This window comes from Roseobacter sp. MED193 (genome assembly GCF_000152965.1).
Lineage (GTDB): Bacteria > Pseudomonadota > Alphaproteobacteria > Rhodobacterales > Rhodobacteraceae > Pseudophaeobacter.
Genome location: NZ_CH902583.1, coordinates 1,772,767 through 1,789,243, shown reverse-complemented (window position 1 = coordinate 1,789,243; position 16,477 = coordinate 1,772,767). Strand labels below are relative to the sequence as shown.

General features: G+C 57.4%; 11 protein-coding genes. 7 read left to right on the top strand and 4 right to left on the bottom strand.

Annotated features, from left to right (window positions below; translation table 11 throughout):
• Positions 1–3: 3 nt before the first annotated feature.
• From MED193_RS10950 to hmgA, 4 genes are all read right to left on the bottom strand, one after another.
• Positions 4–1,617, bottom strand: coding sequence for an FAD-dependent oxidoreductase (locus MED193_RS10950; protein ID WP_009809789.1), 1,614 nt, complete (start codon positions 1,615–1,617; stop codon positions 4–6).
• Between the two features lie 163 nt (positions 1,618–1,780).
• Entirely contained in the window at positions 1,781–2,731 is a 951-nt protein-coding gene (locus MED193_RS10945) for an MBL fold metallo-hydrolase (protein WP_009809788.1), read from the bottom strand.
• A gap of 65 nt (positions 2,732–2,796) precedes the next feature.
• Positions 2,797–4,056, bottom strand: a complete 1,260-nt coding sequence (gene fahA, locus MED193_RS10940; RefSeq protein WP_039966112.1) for a fumarylacetoacetase — start codon at positions 4,054–4,056, stop codon at positions 2,797–2,799.
• A 118-nt stretch (positions 4,057–4,174) separates the two neighbouring features.
• Entirely contained in the window at positions 4,175–5,530 is a 1,356-nt protein-coding gene (hmgA, locus tag MED193_RS10935; protein ID WP_009809786.1) for a homogentisate 1,2-dioxygenase, read from the bottom strand.
• Positions 5,531–5,600: 70 nt separating this feature from the next.
• Here hmgA and MED193_RS10930 point away from each other — a divergent pair, with 70 nt between their 5' ends.
• The 7 genes from MED193_RS10930 to MED193_RS10900 all read left to right on the top strand — a co-directional run bounded on the left by MED193_RS10930 (position 5,601) and on the right by MED193_RS10900 (position 15,377).
• The gene (locus tag MED193_RS10930; RefSeq protein WP_039966111.1) at positions 5,601–6,077 is read left to right on the top strand and encodes a MarR family winged helix-turn-helix transcriptional regulator; all 477 of its coding nucleotides are present in this window, start codon (positions 5,601–5,603) and stop codon (positions 6,075–6,077) included.
• Between the two features lie 29 nt (positions 6,078–6,106).
• On the top strand, positions 6,107–7,366 hold the full coding sequence (locus MED193_RS10925; protein ID WP_039966839.1) for an adenylate/guanylate cyclase domain-containing protein: 1,260 nt from the start codon (positions 6,107–6,109) through the stop codon (positions 7,364–7,366).
• 463 nt (positions 7,367–7,829) lie between these two features.
• Positions 7,830–9,719 carry a biosynthetic arginine decarboxylase gene (gene speA, locus MED193_RS10920; RefSeq protein WP_009809782.1) on the top strand — a complete coding sequence of 630 codons (1,890 nt, stop codon included), beginning with the start codon at positions 7,830–7,832 and terminating at the stop codon, positions 9,717–9,719.
• Between the two features lie 22 nt (positions 9,720–9,741).
• Positions 9,742–10,953 carry a saccharopine dehydrogenase family protein gene (locus MED193_RS10915; RefSeq protein WP_009809781.1) on the top strand — a complete coding sequence of 404 codons (1,212 nt, stop codon included), beginning with the start codon at positions 9,742–9,744 and terminating at the stop codon, positions 10,951–10,953.
• A gap of 111 nt (positions 10,954–11,064) precedes the next feature.
• Positions 11,065–12,234 carry a carboxynorspermidine decarboxylase gene (gene nspC / locus MED193_RS10910; protein WP_009809780.1) on the top strand — a complete coding sequence of 390 codons (1,170 nt, stop codon included), beginning with the start codon at positions 11,065–11,067 and terminating at the stop codon, positions 12,232–12,234.
• Between the two features lie 10 nt (positions 12,235–12,244).
• Positions 12,245–13,096: an agmatinase gene (speB, locus tag MED193_RS10905; RefSeq protein ID WP_009809779.1), complete on the top strand. Its 852-nt coding sequence runs from the start codon at positions 12,245–12,247 to the stop codon at positions 13,094–13,096.
• 160 nt (positions 13,097–13,256) lie between these two features.
• The gene (locus tag MED193_RS10900; protein ID WP_009809778.1) at positions 13,257–15,377 is read left to right on the top strand and encodes a molybdopterin oxidoreductase family protein; all 2,121 of its coding nucleotides are present in this window, start codon (positions 13,257–13,259) and stop codon (positions 15,375–15,377) included.
• Positions 15,378–16,477: the final 1,100 nt, after the last annotated feature.

Genomic DNA, 16,477 nt, shown 5'->3' with positions numbered 1-16,477 from the left:
GGGTCACTCCTTGCCCATGGCGCGGCGGATGGCTGCGCGGAACTGATTGTCATCATACGAGGGACGACGCGCGGCCACATGTTGATCTGGGCGGATCAAGTAGACACCGGCATCGTGATCGCCCAGATAGCGCTCTTTCAGCGCTAGGGTCTTGTCATCTTTGACTGACAGAGCCAGCCGCTTGACGGTGATGCCTGCTTCTTCGATTTCCTCCGGTGCATCGGCATCAATGGTCAGCAGGATGAAGCTGTTCCCCAGTTTCGGTAGCAGGAACTCATCTCCCAATGGCGCGTCTGGACAGGAAGAGCCAGGGCGCGTGCGCGCAGGGCCATCCATCAGTGCATCCGCTGAGTTCAGTGTTGAGCCATCATAGGTGCAGGGCACCGACAGACGGCCAGAGTTCACCAGGGGGCGGGCAAACTCATGATGCTCGCTCAGGTCCAGCACCGCATCCCGCAGCAGACGGGACATTTCTGATTTGGGCGTGATGAAATCGGTAGACCGGCTAGAGTTGAGAATGTTTTCTTCCGCCCCGTGCACCCGTTCTTGGTCATAGCTATCGAGCAGGCTTTCGGGAGCTTTGCCCTCCATCACCAGTTTCAGCTTCCAGATCAGGTTGTCGGTGTCTTGCAAACCCGAGTTCGCCCCACGGGCACCAAAGGGGGAAACCTGATGCGCGGCGTCGCCGGCAAACAACACGCGGCCATGACGAAACTTTTCCATCCGCCGACACTGGAAGGTATAGATCGAGACCCATTCCAGCTCAAACTCCACATCGTCGCCCAGCATGGCCTTGAGGCGGGGAATGACATTCTCGGGGCGTTTTTCGCGCTCCTTGTCGATATCCCAGCCCAGCTGCAGGTCAATGCGCCAGACCCCATCGGGCTGCTTGTGCAACAAGGCTGACTGGCCCTTGTTGAAGGGTGGGTCAAACCAGAACCAACGCTCTGTCGGGAAATCGGCCTCCATCACCACATCGGCGATCAGGAAGTTGTCCTCAAAGACGCGGCCAACAAAGTCCAGCCCCAGCATGCGGCGGGTGGGGGAGCCCGCGCCATCGCAGGCGATCATCCAGTCGGCTTCGAGATTATAAGATCCCTCGGGGGTGTCGATCTCCAGCGTCACATGGTCGGGATGGGTGCCAATGGCCGAGACCTTGTTGCGGCCTCGTATCTCGATTGGCGCGCCTTGCTCTTGCAGGGCGCGGACCCGGTCGACCAGATATTCTTCGAAATAGTACTGCTGCAGATTGATAAAGGCAGGGCGTTGGTGCCCCTCCTCGGGCAGCAGATTGAAGTCATAGACTTGACGGTCATCAAAGAAGACCTTGCCCTTGTTCCACAGCACGCCTTTGTCAACCATGGGCTGGCCACAGCCAAGCCGATCCAGAATTTCTAAGGGGCGTTTGGCAAAACAGATAGCACGGGAGCCAAAGCTCACTTTGTCATTTTCATCGAGGATCACCACCTCAATGCCTTCCTGGGCCAGTTCGATCCCGGCGGCCAAGCCAATGGGGCCGGCCCCGATTACCACAACTTTGCGGCGGGCTGGTGCCCCGGCATCCTGATCCTCATGGCGGGCATAAGGATACATCGGGACTTCAAAGATCTTGTTCATCTGGTCTCCTCCGTATTCATTCGGGGTGCCTCCGGAAGCTCCCGGTTGGCACAGCTTCTCCGTGTCCCGGCACGGATGCGCCGGGAGGATTGGGTGATCGTTTCATATGTTTCAACGGGGCGGCACGATCTGGATCAAAGCGCCCCGCGATAAGGGATGCGCCTTAGCCCTGCAGCGCGGCCCACATTTCCAGATCGCGTTCTGCCGTCCAGATCCGCGGGTGGGCGATACCACGGGCCTCGTCATAGGCGCGCGCGACGTTAAAGGGTAGGCAGTGTTCATAGATGGCGTAGTCTGCAAACTTGGGGTCGCATTCTGCGCGCACCGCATCCCAGGCCTCTTTCAGGGAGCCTCCTCGGGCCGCCACGCGGGCGGCAGGCAGGTAGGTGCTCTGCACAAAGTCACGGGTGCTTTCGATGGCGCGGTTCACCGCTTCCTTGCCCACCAGGGCGCCACCGCGACCTGGCGCAATCGCGTCCACGTCATAGGCTTTGATGTTGTCCAGGGTGTTGCCCCAATCGGCAAAATGCCCGTCGCCACAATAGCAGGCCGAGTGATCTTCGACGATGTCACCGGTGAACATGACGTTCTGATCCGGCACATGGATCACAGCGTCCCCAGCTGTATGGGCGCGACCGATCTGTTTGATGTTCACCCGGCGTTTGCCCAGGAAAACGGTCATTTCATCAGAGAAGGTTGTCGTCGGCATAGTCAGGCCAGGAATGCTCTCATGGCCCTCAAACAGGCGTGGAAAGCGCTGGAACTCGCTGTCCCAATCTTCCTGACCGCGCTCCAGCACCATGTTGTAGGCGGCATTGGACATAATCACCTGCTGCGCATTGAAGGCCGAGGCCCCTAGAACACGCACAGCATGGTAGTGGGTCAGCACCACATGGGTGATCGGCTTGTCTGTGACCGAGCGCACGCATTCGATCACCTTGTTGGCCAGACGCGGTGTCGCCTGGGCCTCAACGATCATGACAGAGTCATCACCGATGATGACGCCGGAATTTGGATCGCCTTCAGCGGTAAAGGCATAAAGCCCCTCACCAATTTCATCAAAGGTGATCTTCTTCTCGCTCATGTCCCCTTGGGACGCAAATGCCTTGGCCATGTTTCTATCCTTTTGTCGGGTCGAAGGGGGCAGCGCCCCCCTCAATAATCAGTGTCTAAGCTTGCTTAGGCCGCAGGCCAGGGTTTGGCGGGCAGGATTTTACCCACACAATCGCCAAAGCCGATGGTATAGCCATCACCGCGCGCATTGCCGCGCAGTGTCAGGGTATCGCCATCCTCAATAAAGCCACGGGTCTCGCCGGTCTCCAGGGTAAAGGGCTCGCGCCCGGCCCAGCTCAGCTCCATCAGCGAGCCATATTCTGAGCGCTCAGCCCCCGAGATGGTGCCCGAACCCAAGAGATCACCGGTGTTCATCTCACAGCCACCAATGGCGTGATGGCACAGCTGCTCAGCCGCTGAATAATACATCCGGTTGTAGTTGGTCTTGGCGATGGAACTGGCGCGTTCCGCCCCTTCGGGCTGCATCAGCACTTCCAGCTCGATGTCATACAATCCGTCCTTGCTGCCATTCAGGTAGGGCAGCAGTTCTTTTTCGCGGGCAGGTGTTGGCGCGCGAAAGCTTTCCAGCGCCGTAGCGGTCACGATCCAGGGAGAGATCGAGGTGCCAAAGGCCTTGCCCTGAAACGGCCCCAGGGGCTGATATTCCCAACCCTGGATGTCACGGGCGGACCAGTCATTCAGCAGCACATAGCCAAAGATCATGGCATCGGCTTCATCCACGGTGATCGGCTGACCAAATTCGGACCCGGTGCCAACAATGGCGCCCATCTCCAGCTCGATATCCAGACGTTTTGTCGGACCAAACGATGGCATCTCAGCATCCGGCGCCTTGGTCTGGCCATTGGGACGATGGATCTCGGTGCCAGAGACCACGACAGAGGAAGCCCGACCGTTGTAGCCGATGGGGATATGTAGCCAGTTGGCAGGCAGATCAGGGGAACCGCGCAGGATCGCGCCCATGTTCTTGGCATGCTGCATACCGGCATAGAAGTCGGTGTATTCCGCCACGGCGATGGGCATATGCAGCTCGGCCTCTTCTTGGGCCACCATAAGCGGCTCCAGCTTTGCCTGCTCCGCCGCGCCCTCGCTCAGCAGCGCTGTCAGACGATCGCGCAGCGCCGCCCAAACGGCAGGGCCCTCTTCCATCATCTCGTTCCAGAAGGGCACTTCGAACAGAGGATAATCCGCCAGCTGCAACAGGCCTGCCTCTTCGGCGGCCTGGCAGTCCAGGATCATATCGCCAATGGCAACGCCACAGCGCGGATCGCTGTCAGCAGTGGAGAAAACCCCGTAAGGCAGGTTGTTCAGTGGAAAGGGATGCGTGGCGTCATTGGCCGAGGCAACCCAGGATTTCAGAAGCGGCATAGAGCCTCCAATCATGTGAGGCACTTGCGGCCTCATTATCATCTTTCCGGAAAATATTCCGGGGGTGAATGGGCCATTTGAGGCCCAGAGGGGGCAGCGCCCCCTTCTTATCTCTTTGTTATTTCATACCAGGCGTGCCGTCGAACTTCTTCTCGATGTCGCTCCAGCAATCGATATAGTCATCCTGCAGCGGCGCTTCCTTGGCGGCAAACTCGGTGAGGTGCTGTGGGAAGCGGGTTTCGAACATGAAGGACATGGTGTTTTCCAGCTTCTCCGGCCCAAGATTAGAGTTCGACGCCCCTTCAAAGGCATTTTTGTCTGGCCCATGCGGGATCATCATATTGTGCAGCGACATGCCACCGGGAATGAACCCCTGAGGCTTGGCGTCGTACTGACCATAGATATTGCCCATCAGCTCGGACATGATGTTCTTATGGTACCAAGGCGGGCGGAAGGTGTTCTCAGCCACCATCCAGCGGTCGCGGAACAGTACAAAATCGATATTGGCGGTGCCAGGCACGCCAGACGGCGCGGTCAACACCGTAAAGATCGACGGATCCGGGTGATCAAACAAGATGGCTCCAACCGGGCAATATGTCTTCAGATCATATTTGTAAGGCGCGTAATTGCCGTGCCAGGCCACCACATCCAGCGGGCTCTGGCCGATCTGAGTCTCATGGAACTGGCCGCACCATTTCACCGTCAGGGTCGAAGGCACCTCGCGGTCCTCATAGGCCGCTACAGGTGCTTTGAAATCGCGCGGGTTGGCCATGCAATTGGCGCCAATGGGGCCACGACCGGGCAGCTCGAATTTCTGACCATAGTTTTCGCAAACAAAACCACGGGCCGGGCCTTCCAGCACTTCAACGCGATAGACCAGCCCGCGCGGGATAATGGCGATCTCCTGGGGCTCTAGGTCAATAATTCCCAGCTCGGTGGCAAAACGCAGGCGGCCTTCCTGTGGCACCACCAACAGTTCCGAATCGGCGGAAAAGAAATAGGCGTCTTGCATGCTTTCGGTTACCAGATAGACATGGCTGGCCATGCCGACCTGAGTGTTCACATCGCCCGCAGTTGTCATGGTTTTCATGCCGGTGAGCCAGGTCAGGGCCTGACCGTCATGGGGCACCGGGTCCCAACGGTACTGGCCGAGGCTGGCGACATCGGGGTCCACATGGGGGGCGGATTTCCAATAAGGCAGGTCGATCTTGGTATAGCGATGCGAGTGCTTCACCGAGGGGCGGATACGGTAGCACCAGGTGCGTTCGGGGGGATCAGCGGTAAAGGCGGTGCCCGAAAGCTGCTCGCCGTAGAGGCCATAGTTGCATTTCTGCGGGCTGTTCATGCCCTGGGGCATGGCACCGGGTAGTACCTCGGTTTCAAAGTCATTGCCAAAGCCGGGCATATAGCCTTCATGCGGGCCAGCAAGGGATGGGGCCTGGACCATCTGGTGGGGATCAGCAGCTTTATTCATGTCGCGCGCTCCTTTTCTGCTTGCGGAATTAATAGTTGATTTTGTAACTAACAAGAAAAAGGAGCGCCTCATGACTGAAAAAGATGATTTTTCGCTGCAAGATTTTCTGCCCTTTTTGCTGAACCGCGCCGCTGAGGAGTCTTCACTGGCCTTCCAGGCCCACTACAAGAATCGCTATGGAATGCTGCGCAATGAGTGGCGGGTGCTGTTTCATCTGGGAATTTTTGGCCAAATGACGGCCAAGGAAATTGGCGAAAGGGCCAAGATACACAAAACCAAAATCAGCCGGGCGGTGGCAAAATTGGCCGCGCGCAGGTTCGTTTCGCGTAGCCGCGATGAAAAGGACCGGCGCTCGGAACATTTGCGGCTTACACCGGCTGGTGAAGCAGCCTATCGTGATCTCAGATCCCAGGCGCAAACCTATGATGCGCAGCTTGCCCAGCGGTTCACGCCGCAAGAGGTGGCTTTGCTCCGCCACATGTTGCGCCAATTGGCGGGGATAGAGGCGCCACGCTCTCACGACGCAGAGCATCGGGGTGACGGGTGATATGCATGGCAAGGAAGGGGATGGCGATGATGGGTGACATGGATCCAAGAGCAGAAACGCTGGTTCCTATGCTGATCGAAAAAGGGCTGCGCAGCAGTGGCCGTCAGGATCTGCTAAATACCTTCTGCGAAAAGCTGGTTGAGATGGGGGTGCCGCTCTGGCGGTTTCACCTTGCACAGCGGGCCTTTCATCCAAAATTCGGCGGCATCGGCTACAACTGGACGCGTTCTGATGGCATTTCACACGAACACTATGAACGCCGTGAAACCCCGCGCGAAGCCTGGCTCAGAAGTCCTTTCTATCAGATGTTGGATCAGGGACTGGAAAGCCTGCAGGTCGACTTGACGGCGAATGTTCCGTTAGAGTTTCCATTGTTGGAAGAGCTGAAGGGGCGCGGTGCCACTGAATATTTCGCGCTGACACTCCGCTTCACCGAGGATGATGCCCCGGTTGACCCCAACGCCCCCTCCGAAGGGGTGCTGTCTTCCTGGACCACTGACAGTCCCGAAGGGTTTTCGGCAGAGGATAAGGCCCTTATCCAGTCCCTATACCCGGTATTGGGGTTGGCACTGAAATCCATGTCGAACCGGCAAATGGCCAGTGATCTGTTGCAAACCTATCTGGGGCGGGATCCCGGTCAGCGGGTGCTTTCGGGTGAGTTCCAGCGGGGCTCCTCTACCGAGATCGACGCGGTGATTGGCCTGTTTGACCTCAAGGGTTTTACCAGCCTAGCCGGAGAGCTGCCGGGGCCGGAATTGATCGAAATGCTAAACGACTATTTTGGCATCGCCGTCGCTGCGACCCAGGAGCATGGGGGGAATATCCTCAAGTTTCTGGGCGATGGTATGCTGGTGATGTTCAATTTGGGCAGCATTGAAAAAGACTCACAGGCGGCTTTGGCGGCCTCGGCCGAGCTATGCCGCAATATTGGCCTGCGCAATGAGGAACGGCTGGCGCAGGGGCTTCCCGTGACGGACTGGACGCTGGCCCTGCACGCGGGGCCTATTCTCTATGGCAATATCGGCGCTGAAAACCGACTGGATTTCACCGTAATCGGCCCTGCGGTCAACCAGACGGCGCGGATTGCAGGCATGCATCGTTCGGTTGGGCAAAACCTGATTTTCTCACAGGTGGTCCGGGAAGCGGTTTCTGACACCAAGTACGATATTGTCTCACTTGGCCGTTACATGTTGCGCGGTGTAAGCGAACCGTTTGAGCTTTTCACCATTTACCGCCCTCAGGGCGAGATGCCTCACTTGGTGCCCTATCTTGAGGGGGCGGCAGAGTAGATATGCCCTGGGCTAGGGACGGTGGCCCTTTGCGCACAGGGCAGGGAGATGCCCGAGAGCCCTCTGCTGAGGTCAAGCGGTTACGACATCCTGACGTGATTCACACAGGCCGTGCAGGATAAACTGGGAGTGGTGGGCACCGGTGCGCGCCCTCTTCGCTTCCATGACACAAAGTGCCGCTTTCCAGTCTTGTGATAGGCCGTCTGGCTGCCTATTACCGGCGCTTCTTGGGGTGCCAAACACGGGTGCGCTTGTCCCCTGAGATCTGGAAAGGAAGTATGAAATTGGCGGTTGTCCTATTGGAGGGAATCATATGAGCTTCTATACGTGGCGCAAGGCCAGCAACAGGCCATCCCATTGCGGTTTTGCTGGATAGAATGGGACGATACCCAGACAACCACACCTCTCCATTTTGCTTCTATTTGACGCTTTGTCTCCCCACCATCAGCAAAGGCCAACTCGTGTGACACAGGACCAAAACTGCGCAGAGGATATTTACGGAGTCGAACGGTGGGGCAAGGGCCTGATCACCGTATCGTCGGAGGGCGAGATTGCCCTGTGTAATCCGGCCCATAAAGAGGCCGCCCCCATCAGCCTGCCAGGCATCTTGAGTGATCTGGAACAACGCGGCATCGCTTCGCCACTGCTGCTGCGTATCAGTTCGTTCCTGGAGAACGAAATCCGCCATATCAACCAGAGCTTTGCCAACGCAATCCAGCGGGTGGGATATAAAGCGCCCTATCGCGGGGTCTTTCCCATCAAGGTCAATCAGCAGGCCCAGGTGATCGACCGCATTGTTGAATTCGGAAGCAAATATGACTTTGGCCTCGAAGCCGGATCCAAGCCAGAGTTGGTCATCGCGCTGGCCCACCGTTTGGCGAAGGATGCGCTGATTGTGTGCAACGGCGTCAAGGACGCAGAATTTATCCGCCTGGCGATCCTGTCGCGCCGCCTTGGTTTCAATACCATCATTGTGCTGGAAAGCCCCAAGGAGGCGGAGACCGTCATCGAAGTCACTCGCGAGTTGGGAATTGAACCGCTTCTTGGGGTACGCGTTAAACTGACCAACCAGATTGGTGGCAAGTGGCAAGAAAGCTCTGGTGATCGGTCAGCCTTTGGCATGAACTCTGATCAGTTGCTGCGGGTTGTGGATCGACTCAAAGATGTGGGCCTGCTGCATTGCCTGAGACTGCAGCATTCCCATTTGGGCAGTCAGGTGCCGGATGTGAACGATGTCCGCCGCGCCACGGCGGAGGCCTGCCGCTATTTTATTGAACTGACCCGCGAAGGCGTGCCGCTGACCCATCTCGATCTCGGCGGGGGCTTGGGCATCGACTATACGGGCGAGAAACGGGCCGCAGAGAATTCGATCAACTATTCGATCGAAGAATATGCTTCAAACGTGGTGGAAACCGTAGCCTATGCGATGGATGACGCCGAGGTGGCCCATCCGGTGTTGGTCACGGAGAGCGGCCGGGCAGTGGTGGCGACCTCGTCGATGCTGATCTTTGATGTGCTGGAGACGACGCTCTATGACGCGCCGGACGCGCCGGATGTGCAGCCGGAGGATCATCACTTGGTCTCTGACCTGGCCGCGATCCGCGGCTATTTGGTGGCAGGCCGGGTACAGGAATGCTGGAACGATGCCACCTTCTATCGCGATGAACTGCGGGGATTGTTTCGTCGCGGCATGGTCGACCTGCGGCAGATGGCGCGGGCAGAGCGTATCTACCTGTCCTTGATCGCGCAGATCAAAGTTCTGGCTGCGGCTTCTGATGAAGTGAATGAGCTGGGGGAAAAGCTGGAAGAGGTTGCGGATGTTTATCACTGCAATTTTTCACTGTTCCAATCCCTGCCGGATGTTTGGGCCATTGACCAGCTGCATCCGATTGTACCGCTGCAGATGCTGAACCAGACACCGGATCGCCGCGCGGTGCTGTCTGACATCACTTGTGACAGCGACGGTAAGGTGGATCGTTTTATCCTGGCGGACGGGATCTCGCCCTCCTTGCCGGTGCATTCTCTCAGCGAGGATCAGCGCTATTACCTTGGGGTGTTCTTTGTTGGTGCCTACCAGGAGACCCTGGGCGATTTGCACAATCTGTTTGGCGATACAAATGTTGTGACCATCGACCTGCGCCCAGATGGCGGGTTTGACCTGTTGCACGAACAGGAAGGCGACACGATCTCCGAGGTCCTGTCCTATGTCGAGTTCGACCCAGCTGACTGTGTGGCGGCCTTTCGCAAAATGGTGGACGAGGCCATTTCAAGCGGGGCTGTGCAGGTCGCAGAACGTAAAACCCTGATCGGGGCCTATCGGGACTCGATCAACGGCTATACATATTATGAATAACCCCGGTAAGGAGAGAACCACCATGGGTAAGACACTTGTTGTTGGTGCCGGCGGCGTAAGCCACGCATCGGTCCATAAGATGGCAATGAACGCCGATATCTTTACCGAGATCACCTTGGCCAGCCGTACCAAATCCAAATGTGATGCGATTGCCGCCAGCGTGAAGGAACGCACCGGGGTTGAGATCAAAACTGCCGAGCTGGACGCCTATGATGTGGCCGCAACGGTTGCCCTGATCCGCGAAACCGGGGCTGAGATCCTGGTGAACCTGGCTCTGCCCTATCAGGACCTAGTGCTGATGGATGCCTGCCTCGAGGCTGGTTGCCACTATCTGGATACCGCAAACTACGAGCCCGAAGACGTAGCCAAGTTTGAATATCACTGGCAATGGGCTTATCAGGACAAGTTCAAAGAAGCAGGCCTGACGGCCATTCTTGGTTCTGGTTTTGATCCGGGCGTGACCAGTGTCTTTGCCACCTGGTTGAAGAAGCACAAGCTGGACACAATCCGCCAGATCGACATTCTGGATGCCAATGGTGGCTCCAACGATCAGGAATTTGCCACCAACTTTAATCCGGAAATCAACCTGCGCGAAGTGCTGGCTGAGGCACGTCACTGGGAAAACGGCGCTTGGCACGGCACGCCGGCCATGTCGCATAAGGTCGAGTTCGACTTCCCGGCAATCGGGGCCAAGAACATGTACCTGATGTATCACGAAGAGCTGGAAAGCCTGTCGACCCATTTCCCGGAGATCGAGCGGGCCCGGTTCTGGATGACCTTTGGTGACGCCTATATCATGCATGCCAAGGTACTGGAAAATGTCGGTATGACCCGGATTGATCCTGTGATGCATGATGGGCAGGAAATCATTCCGATCCAGTTCCTGAAAACCCTATTGCCTGATCCCGGCGATCTGGGACCAGAAACCAAGGGCAAGGCCTGTATCGGTGACATTGCCACCGGCCAGGCCAAGGATGGTTCGGGTGAAAAGACCTACTATATCTACAACATCTGCGACCACGAGGACTGCTATGCCGAGGTTGGCAGCCAGGCTGTGTCCTATACCACCGGCGTGCCTGCCATGATCGGTGCGGCGCAGGTGCTGAAGGGCAACTGGGTCGAGCCCGGTGTCTGGAACATGGAGCAGCTCGACCCCGACAACTTCATGGACATGCTGAACGAACACGGCCTGCCATGGCAGGTGCATGAGCTGAACGGTCCGGTCGAGTTCTGAATCTTTGCCCGGCGGCAACGCCGGGCAGCCCCCGACCGCCCCCATGGGCGGGGGCTTCACCCCCACCCGCGGCCGGGGACGGCCCTCCGCGTGAATTGGAGGACATTTTCCATGACCGACATGATGCAAACCCAGGCCGGCGATGCCGGTGCCTTTCGCGATTTCGACCTCTCCCGCGTGCCCACGCCCTGTTTTGTGGTGGACGAAAAGGCGGTCGAGCGGAACCTGATGGTGCTGGCCGATGTGGCCGAGCGCTCCGGCGCCCATGTTCTGGCGGCGCTCAAGGCATTTTCGATGTTTTCGCTGGCGCCTTTGGTGTGTCACTATCTGAGCGGCACCTGCGCCAGTGGGTTGCATGAGGCGCGCCTGGCGCGCGAAGAATATGGCGGCGAGGTCGCCACCTTTTGTGCGGGCTACAAGGACAGCGAGATCGAGGAGATCATTGCGCTCTCTGATCACATGATCTTCAACAGTGTGGCCCAGAAGGACCGGTTTCTGGCCAGATGCCAGGCTGCCAGCAAACAGGTGGGGCTGCGGATCAACCCTGAACATTCCGAAGGCGAGATCGCCAAATATGACCCCTGCGCGCCCTGTTCGCGGCTGGGCACGCCGATCAGCCAGCTGACTGCGGCGGCGCTGGATGGGGTGGACGGGCTGCATATGCATACGCTCTGTGAACAGGGCTTTGCCCCTTTGGCACGCACCTGGGCAGCGATAGAGCCAAAGCTGGGGCCATTTCTTGGCCAGTTGAAATGGCTGAACTTTGGTGGTGGCCATCATATCACCCGCGATGACTATGACCGCGACGCGCTTGTGGATTTTATTCTGGAAATTCGCAGCAAATATCATGTTGACGTCTATCTTGAACCCGGCGAAGCGGTGGCCCTGGATGCGGGTATTCTGGTGGGCGAAGTCCTGGACCTACCGCGGAACGGCGTGGATCTGGCCATCACCGATATTTCTGCCACCTGCCATATGCCAGATGTAATCGAAGCCCCCTATCGCCCCGCCCTGCTGGGGGAGGTCGAAACGGGCCATAGCTATCGTTTTGGCGGACCGTCCTGCCTGGCGGGGGATGTGATTGGGGACTACAAAATGGCACAGCCGCTGCAGATCGGAGATCGCTTCGCCTTCCTGGATCAAGCGCATTATTCCATGGTCAAAACCAATACGTTTAACGGGGTTGCCTTGCCTGCAATCCTGCTGTGGAACAGCCAGACGGATGATCTGCGGAGTGTGAAACAATTCGGTTATGCCGATTTCAAGGAGCGCCTGTCGTGAGGGGAACGCTATGAGCTTCTTTCTGGAAAGTGAGCTGAGCACGGCTGAGCGTAGCGAAGACGCGTTTTTTCGGGTTATCCCCGTGCCTTTGGAACGCACTGTCTCTTATGGTGCGGGCACCGCATCGGGGCCGGAGGCAATCATCGAGGCTTCAAACGAGCTCGAACGATTGTGCCGGGGGGCTGAGCCCTGTGCCAGGGGGATCTTCACCGAGCCCGCGCTTGATTGTGACGGGCCTCTGGCTGAGGTGATGGAACGGCTCGCACAGCGCACTGAGGCCGCGGTACGCGCAGGCAAACTGCCCGTCACGTTAGGCGGGGAGCATTCGCTCAGCTATGGCGCAGTGACCGGGGTAGCCCGTGCGCTTAAACAACGGGTTGGCATCGTACAGATTGATGCCCATGCCGATCTGCGCGTGGCCTATCAGGGAGAGAAGCATTCTCACGCCTCGGTCATGAACCTTTTGATCGAGGAAGGCCATGGCTTGGCGCAGTTTGGTGTTCGGGCGCTTTGCACTCAGGAAGCCGAAAGCCGAGTTGCCAATGGTGTCTTTCATGTCGATGCAGAAGAATTGGTCACCGGCAATATTCACGCTATCGACCTGCCAGAGGATTTCCCTGAGCTGGTCTATGTTAGCTTTGATGTGGATGGGCTGGATCCTTCGCAGATGCCCGCCACTGGCACGCCAGTGCCCGGAGGCTTGGGCTATTATCAGGCTTTGCAACTCGTGGAACATGCGCTGAACGGGCGCCGTTGCGTTGGGTTGGATGTGGTTGAGCTTGCCCCTGATGGCAATGCAGCCTGGGACTTCACGGCGGCGCAGATCGTCTACCGCCTGATGGCAGCGGTTGGAGAGGTTTAAGCAGTCTTTGGCGCCAAAATCCTGGCGTGCCGTGCTTGAAAGGCCAAAGTGACGTTTGGTCCAAGCACTGTGACGCTGGGATAATACTCTGCAAAACGCGGGATCGCTGGTCTAGGCTTGAGACCTTGACGGAGAGATGTGAACCCAGCCGGAGGCAGCCATGAGCGACCTGAAAACCCAGTTTCGAACCTGCAATATCTGCGAGGCCATGTGCGGGCTGATTGTCACTTATGACGAAACCCAGGTACATTCCATCAAGCCCAATCCTGCGGACCCGCTGTCGCGGGGCCATATCTGCCCCAAGGCCATCGCACTGCAGGATTTTCGCACTGATCCTGATCGGGTGACAACGCCCTTGAAAAAGGTTGATGGCGTGTTTGTTCCAATCAGTTGGGACGAGGCCTATGATTTTGCCGTTGAACGTCTGGACGCCGTGCAAAAACTCCACGGCAAGGACGGCGTTGGTGTCTATCTTGGCAATCCCAATGCGCATAAGTTCGGCAATCTTCTCACACTGCCAAGGCTGGTCAAGGCGCTGGGGACCAACAATCGCTATTCATCCGCCACGGCGGATCAGATTCCGCATCATGTGGCCTCAATCCATATGCTGGGCCATCCGATGCTAATGCCGGTGCCGGATGTGGCTCGGACGGATCTGATGCTGATACTGGGTGGCAATCCGGTGGTCTCAAACGGGTCAATGATGACGGCGCCTGGATTTGGCAAGCGCATGGATGAGATCAAGGCGCGCGGCGGTCGTGTTGTGGTGATTGATCCGCGCCGTACGGAAACCGCGGCACGCGCTGGCGAACATCTGTTCATTCAGCCTGAAACCGATGCCTTCCTGCTGTTGGCGCTGATTCATGAGGTCTTTGCCCAGGGGCTAGAGAAACTTGGCGTGCTGGCGGAGATTACGGATGGTGTCGAAACCCTGCGGGAGGCGGTGCGACCCTTTACCGCCGACAAGGCCGCGGAAATGACGGGCATCGAAGCCCAGACCATCCGCGCGTTGGCACGTGACTTTGCTACCTCCAAATCCGCAGTTTGCTATGCCCGCATGGGGGCCTCAACCCAGAGCTTTGGCTCCCTGTGCCAATGGGCTAACAATGCGCTTAATATCATCACTGGCAATTTCGACAGCCCTGGCGGGGCAATGTTCACCACCCCGGCGCTGGACTACGTTGGCATGACCAGCCGCAAAGGCAAGTCGCGCAGCTATCCTGAGAGACGGTCACGGGTGTCGCAACAACCGCTGTACAATGGCGAATTCCCGGTTTCAGTCATGGCTGAGGAAATGGAAACACCGGGTGAAGGTCAGATCAAGGCGATGATCACCGTTGCTGGCAATCCGGTCTTGACCGCGCCAAATGGCCAGCGCATTGACCGCGCCTTCCAAAACCTCGACTTTATGATGTCGATTGATCTGCACATTAATGACACCACGCGCCATGCGGATCTGATCCTGCCTGCCAGTGTGGCGCTAGAGGAAGATGTCTATGACATGGTCTTCCACAGCTTTGCGGTCCACAATACCGCCGCCTTTGCCAAACCGATCTTCGAGACTCCGAATGGCAACCCGCAGGAATGGGAGGTAATCTCACGCTTGGCAGCAAGGATTTCTGGCTCCAACAGTATCGGTCCGTCGCCGAGCGAAATGTTGCAGATGTTGCTGCCGCAGGGGTGCCACGGTGATGCTGTCACGGTAGAAGCGCTTTTGAGCGCGCCCAGTGGCTCGATTGATCTTGGCCCCCTTGTTCCCAATATTGCTGACCGCCTCGAGACACCGGAGGGACGTCTGAACCTCGCCCCCGATGTCTTCCTGGAGGATCTTCCGCGATTGCAGGCGTTTCAACCGCCTGTTAGCGCCGATTTCCCGCTGTTGATGATTGGCCGTCGCCAGGTCCGCAGTCACAACAGCTGGACCCAGAACAGCCCCCGTTTGGTGAAGGGCCGCAATCGGTGCACGGTGCAGCTCAACCCGGCTGACGCCGCTCGGCTTGGAGTGGTAGAGGCCGAAGATATCGAGATCACAAGTGCAGTGGGTTCGGCCGTACTGCCGGTGGAGATCACCGATGAGATTGCGCCAGGGGTCGTGTCGATTCCACAGGGCTGGGGACAGCGACAGGGCAAACTCTCAGCCGCAACCAAGGTACAGACTGTTTCGATCAATGATCTGACCGATGACAGACGGATAGACCCTGTTAGTGGCAACGCGGCCTTCAATGGCGTGGCTGTCTGCGCCCGCAAATTGTCCAGGCTGCCCGGACGTGCCGCGAAATAGGCAAGATGCTCAACGCAGGGCCAGGCCAATTAGCCTGTGACAGGACTGACCAGAGTGGTTCCTTCGAGGACGCGGGGAATGAGAAGTGACTCGAGTTTGAGGAGTGCCCCGGGCCTTTGAGCTGCGCAATACCTGGAATCTGGCGGATAATACCGGGAGGGCTCTGGGATAGAGTGAAAAAACGCCCTATTTCTGGGCGTTCTTTCAAAAAAGGTGTGATTTTTGTAATTTAGGTATTGCGGGTGATTTGAGTTATGCTTAGAACCCCCTTCACCGGCAGCGGCGACGCGGCACGGCGGGGGGTTGCGAGGCTCTGGACGGATCGGAAAGACGATTGAGACGCTCAGGAGAGACTGGGGCATCTGAAGGATGTGGTGAGGCGGTAGCGCTAAGGAATTGGCGCCTCTGTCTTATTTTTGGCCTTTTGGTGTAGCTCTTTGACATTGATGAAAACTGAAGAGATATGTGGGCGGTTTGGTTCGTTTCGATGGATCAACGTCTGTATATCAACGCTCTTAGTAATATTGCGGCGCTCAAGTAGCGAAGCGGTAGCGCGATGATAGAGTGTCAGCTTCACTGTTTGAACGGTTCACTGTTTTCTTATGAAAACTGTGTACATCAAACAGATGACTTCCGATACGTGTCCAATCCTTAGCCGGGTGGACATAGAGGCCTGCCCCCAAAGGTGGCCTTGAGTATTGGAGATGTGCAGAGGTTCGAACGTCAAGGATAAGCAAGCGATTGCTTTTCAACTTGAGAGTTTGATCCTGGCTCAGAACGAACGCTGGCGGCAGGCTTAACACATGCAAGTCGAGCGCACTCTTCGGAGTGAGCGGCGGACGGGTTAGTAACGCGTGGGAACGTGCCCTTTTCTAAGGAATAGCCACTGGAAACGGTGAGTAATACCTTATACGCCCTTCGGGGGAAAGATTTATCGGAGAAGGATCGGCCCGCGTTAGATTAGATAGTTGGTGGGGTAACGGCCTACCAAGTCTACGATCTATAGCTGGTTTTAGAGGATGATCAGCAACACTGGGACTGAGACACGGCCCAGACTCCTACGGGAGGCAGCAGTGGGGAATCTTGGACAATGGGCGCAA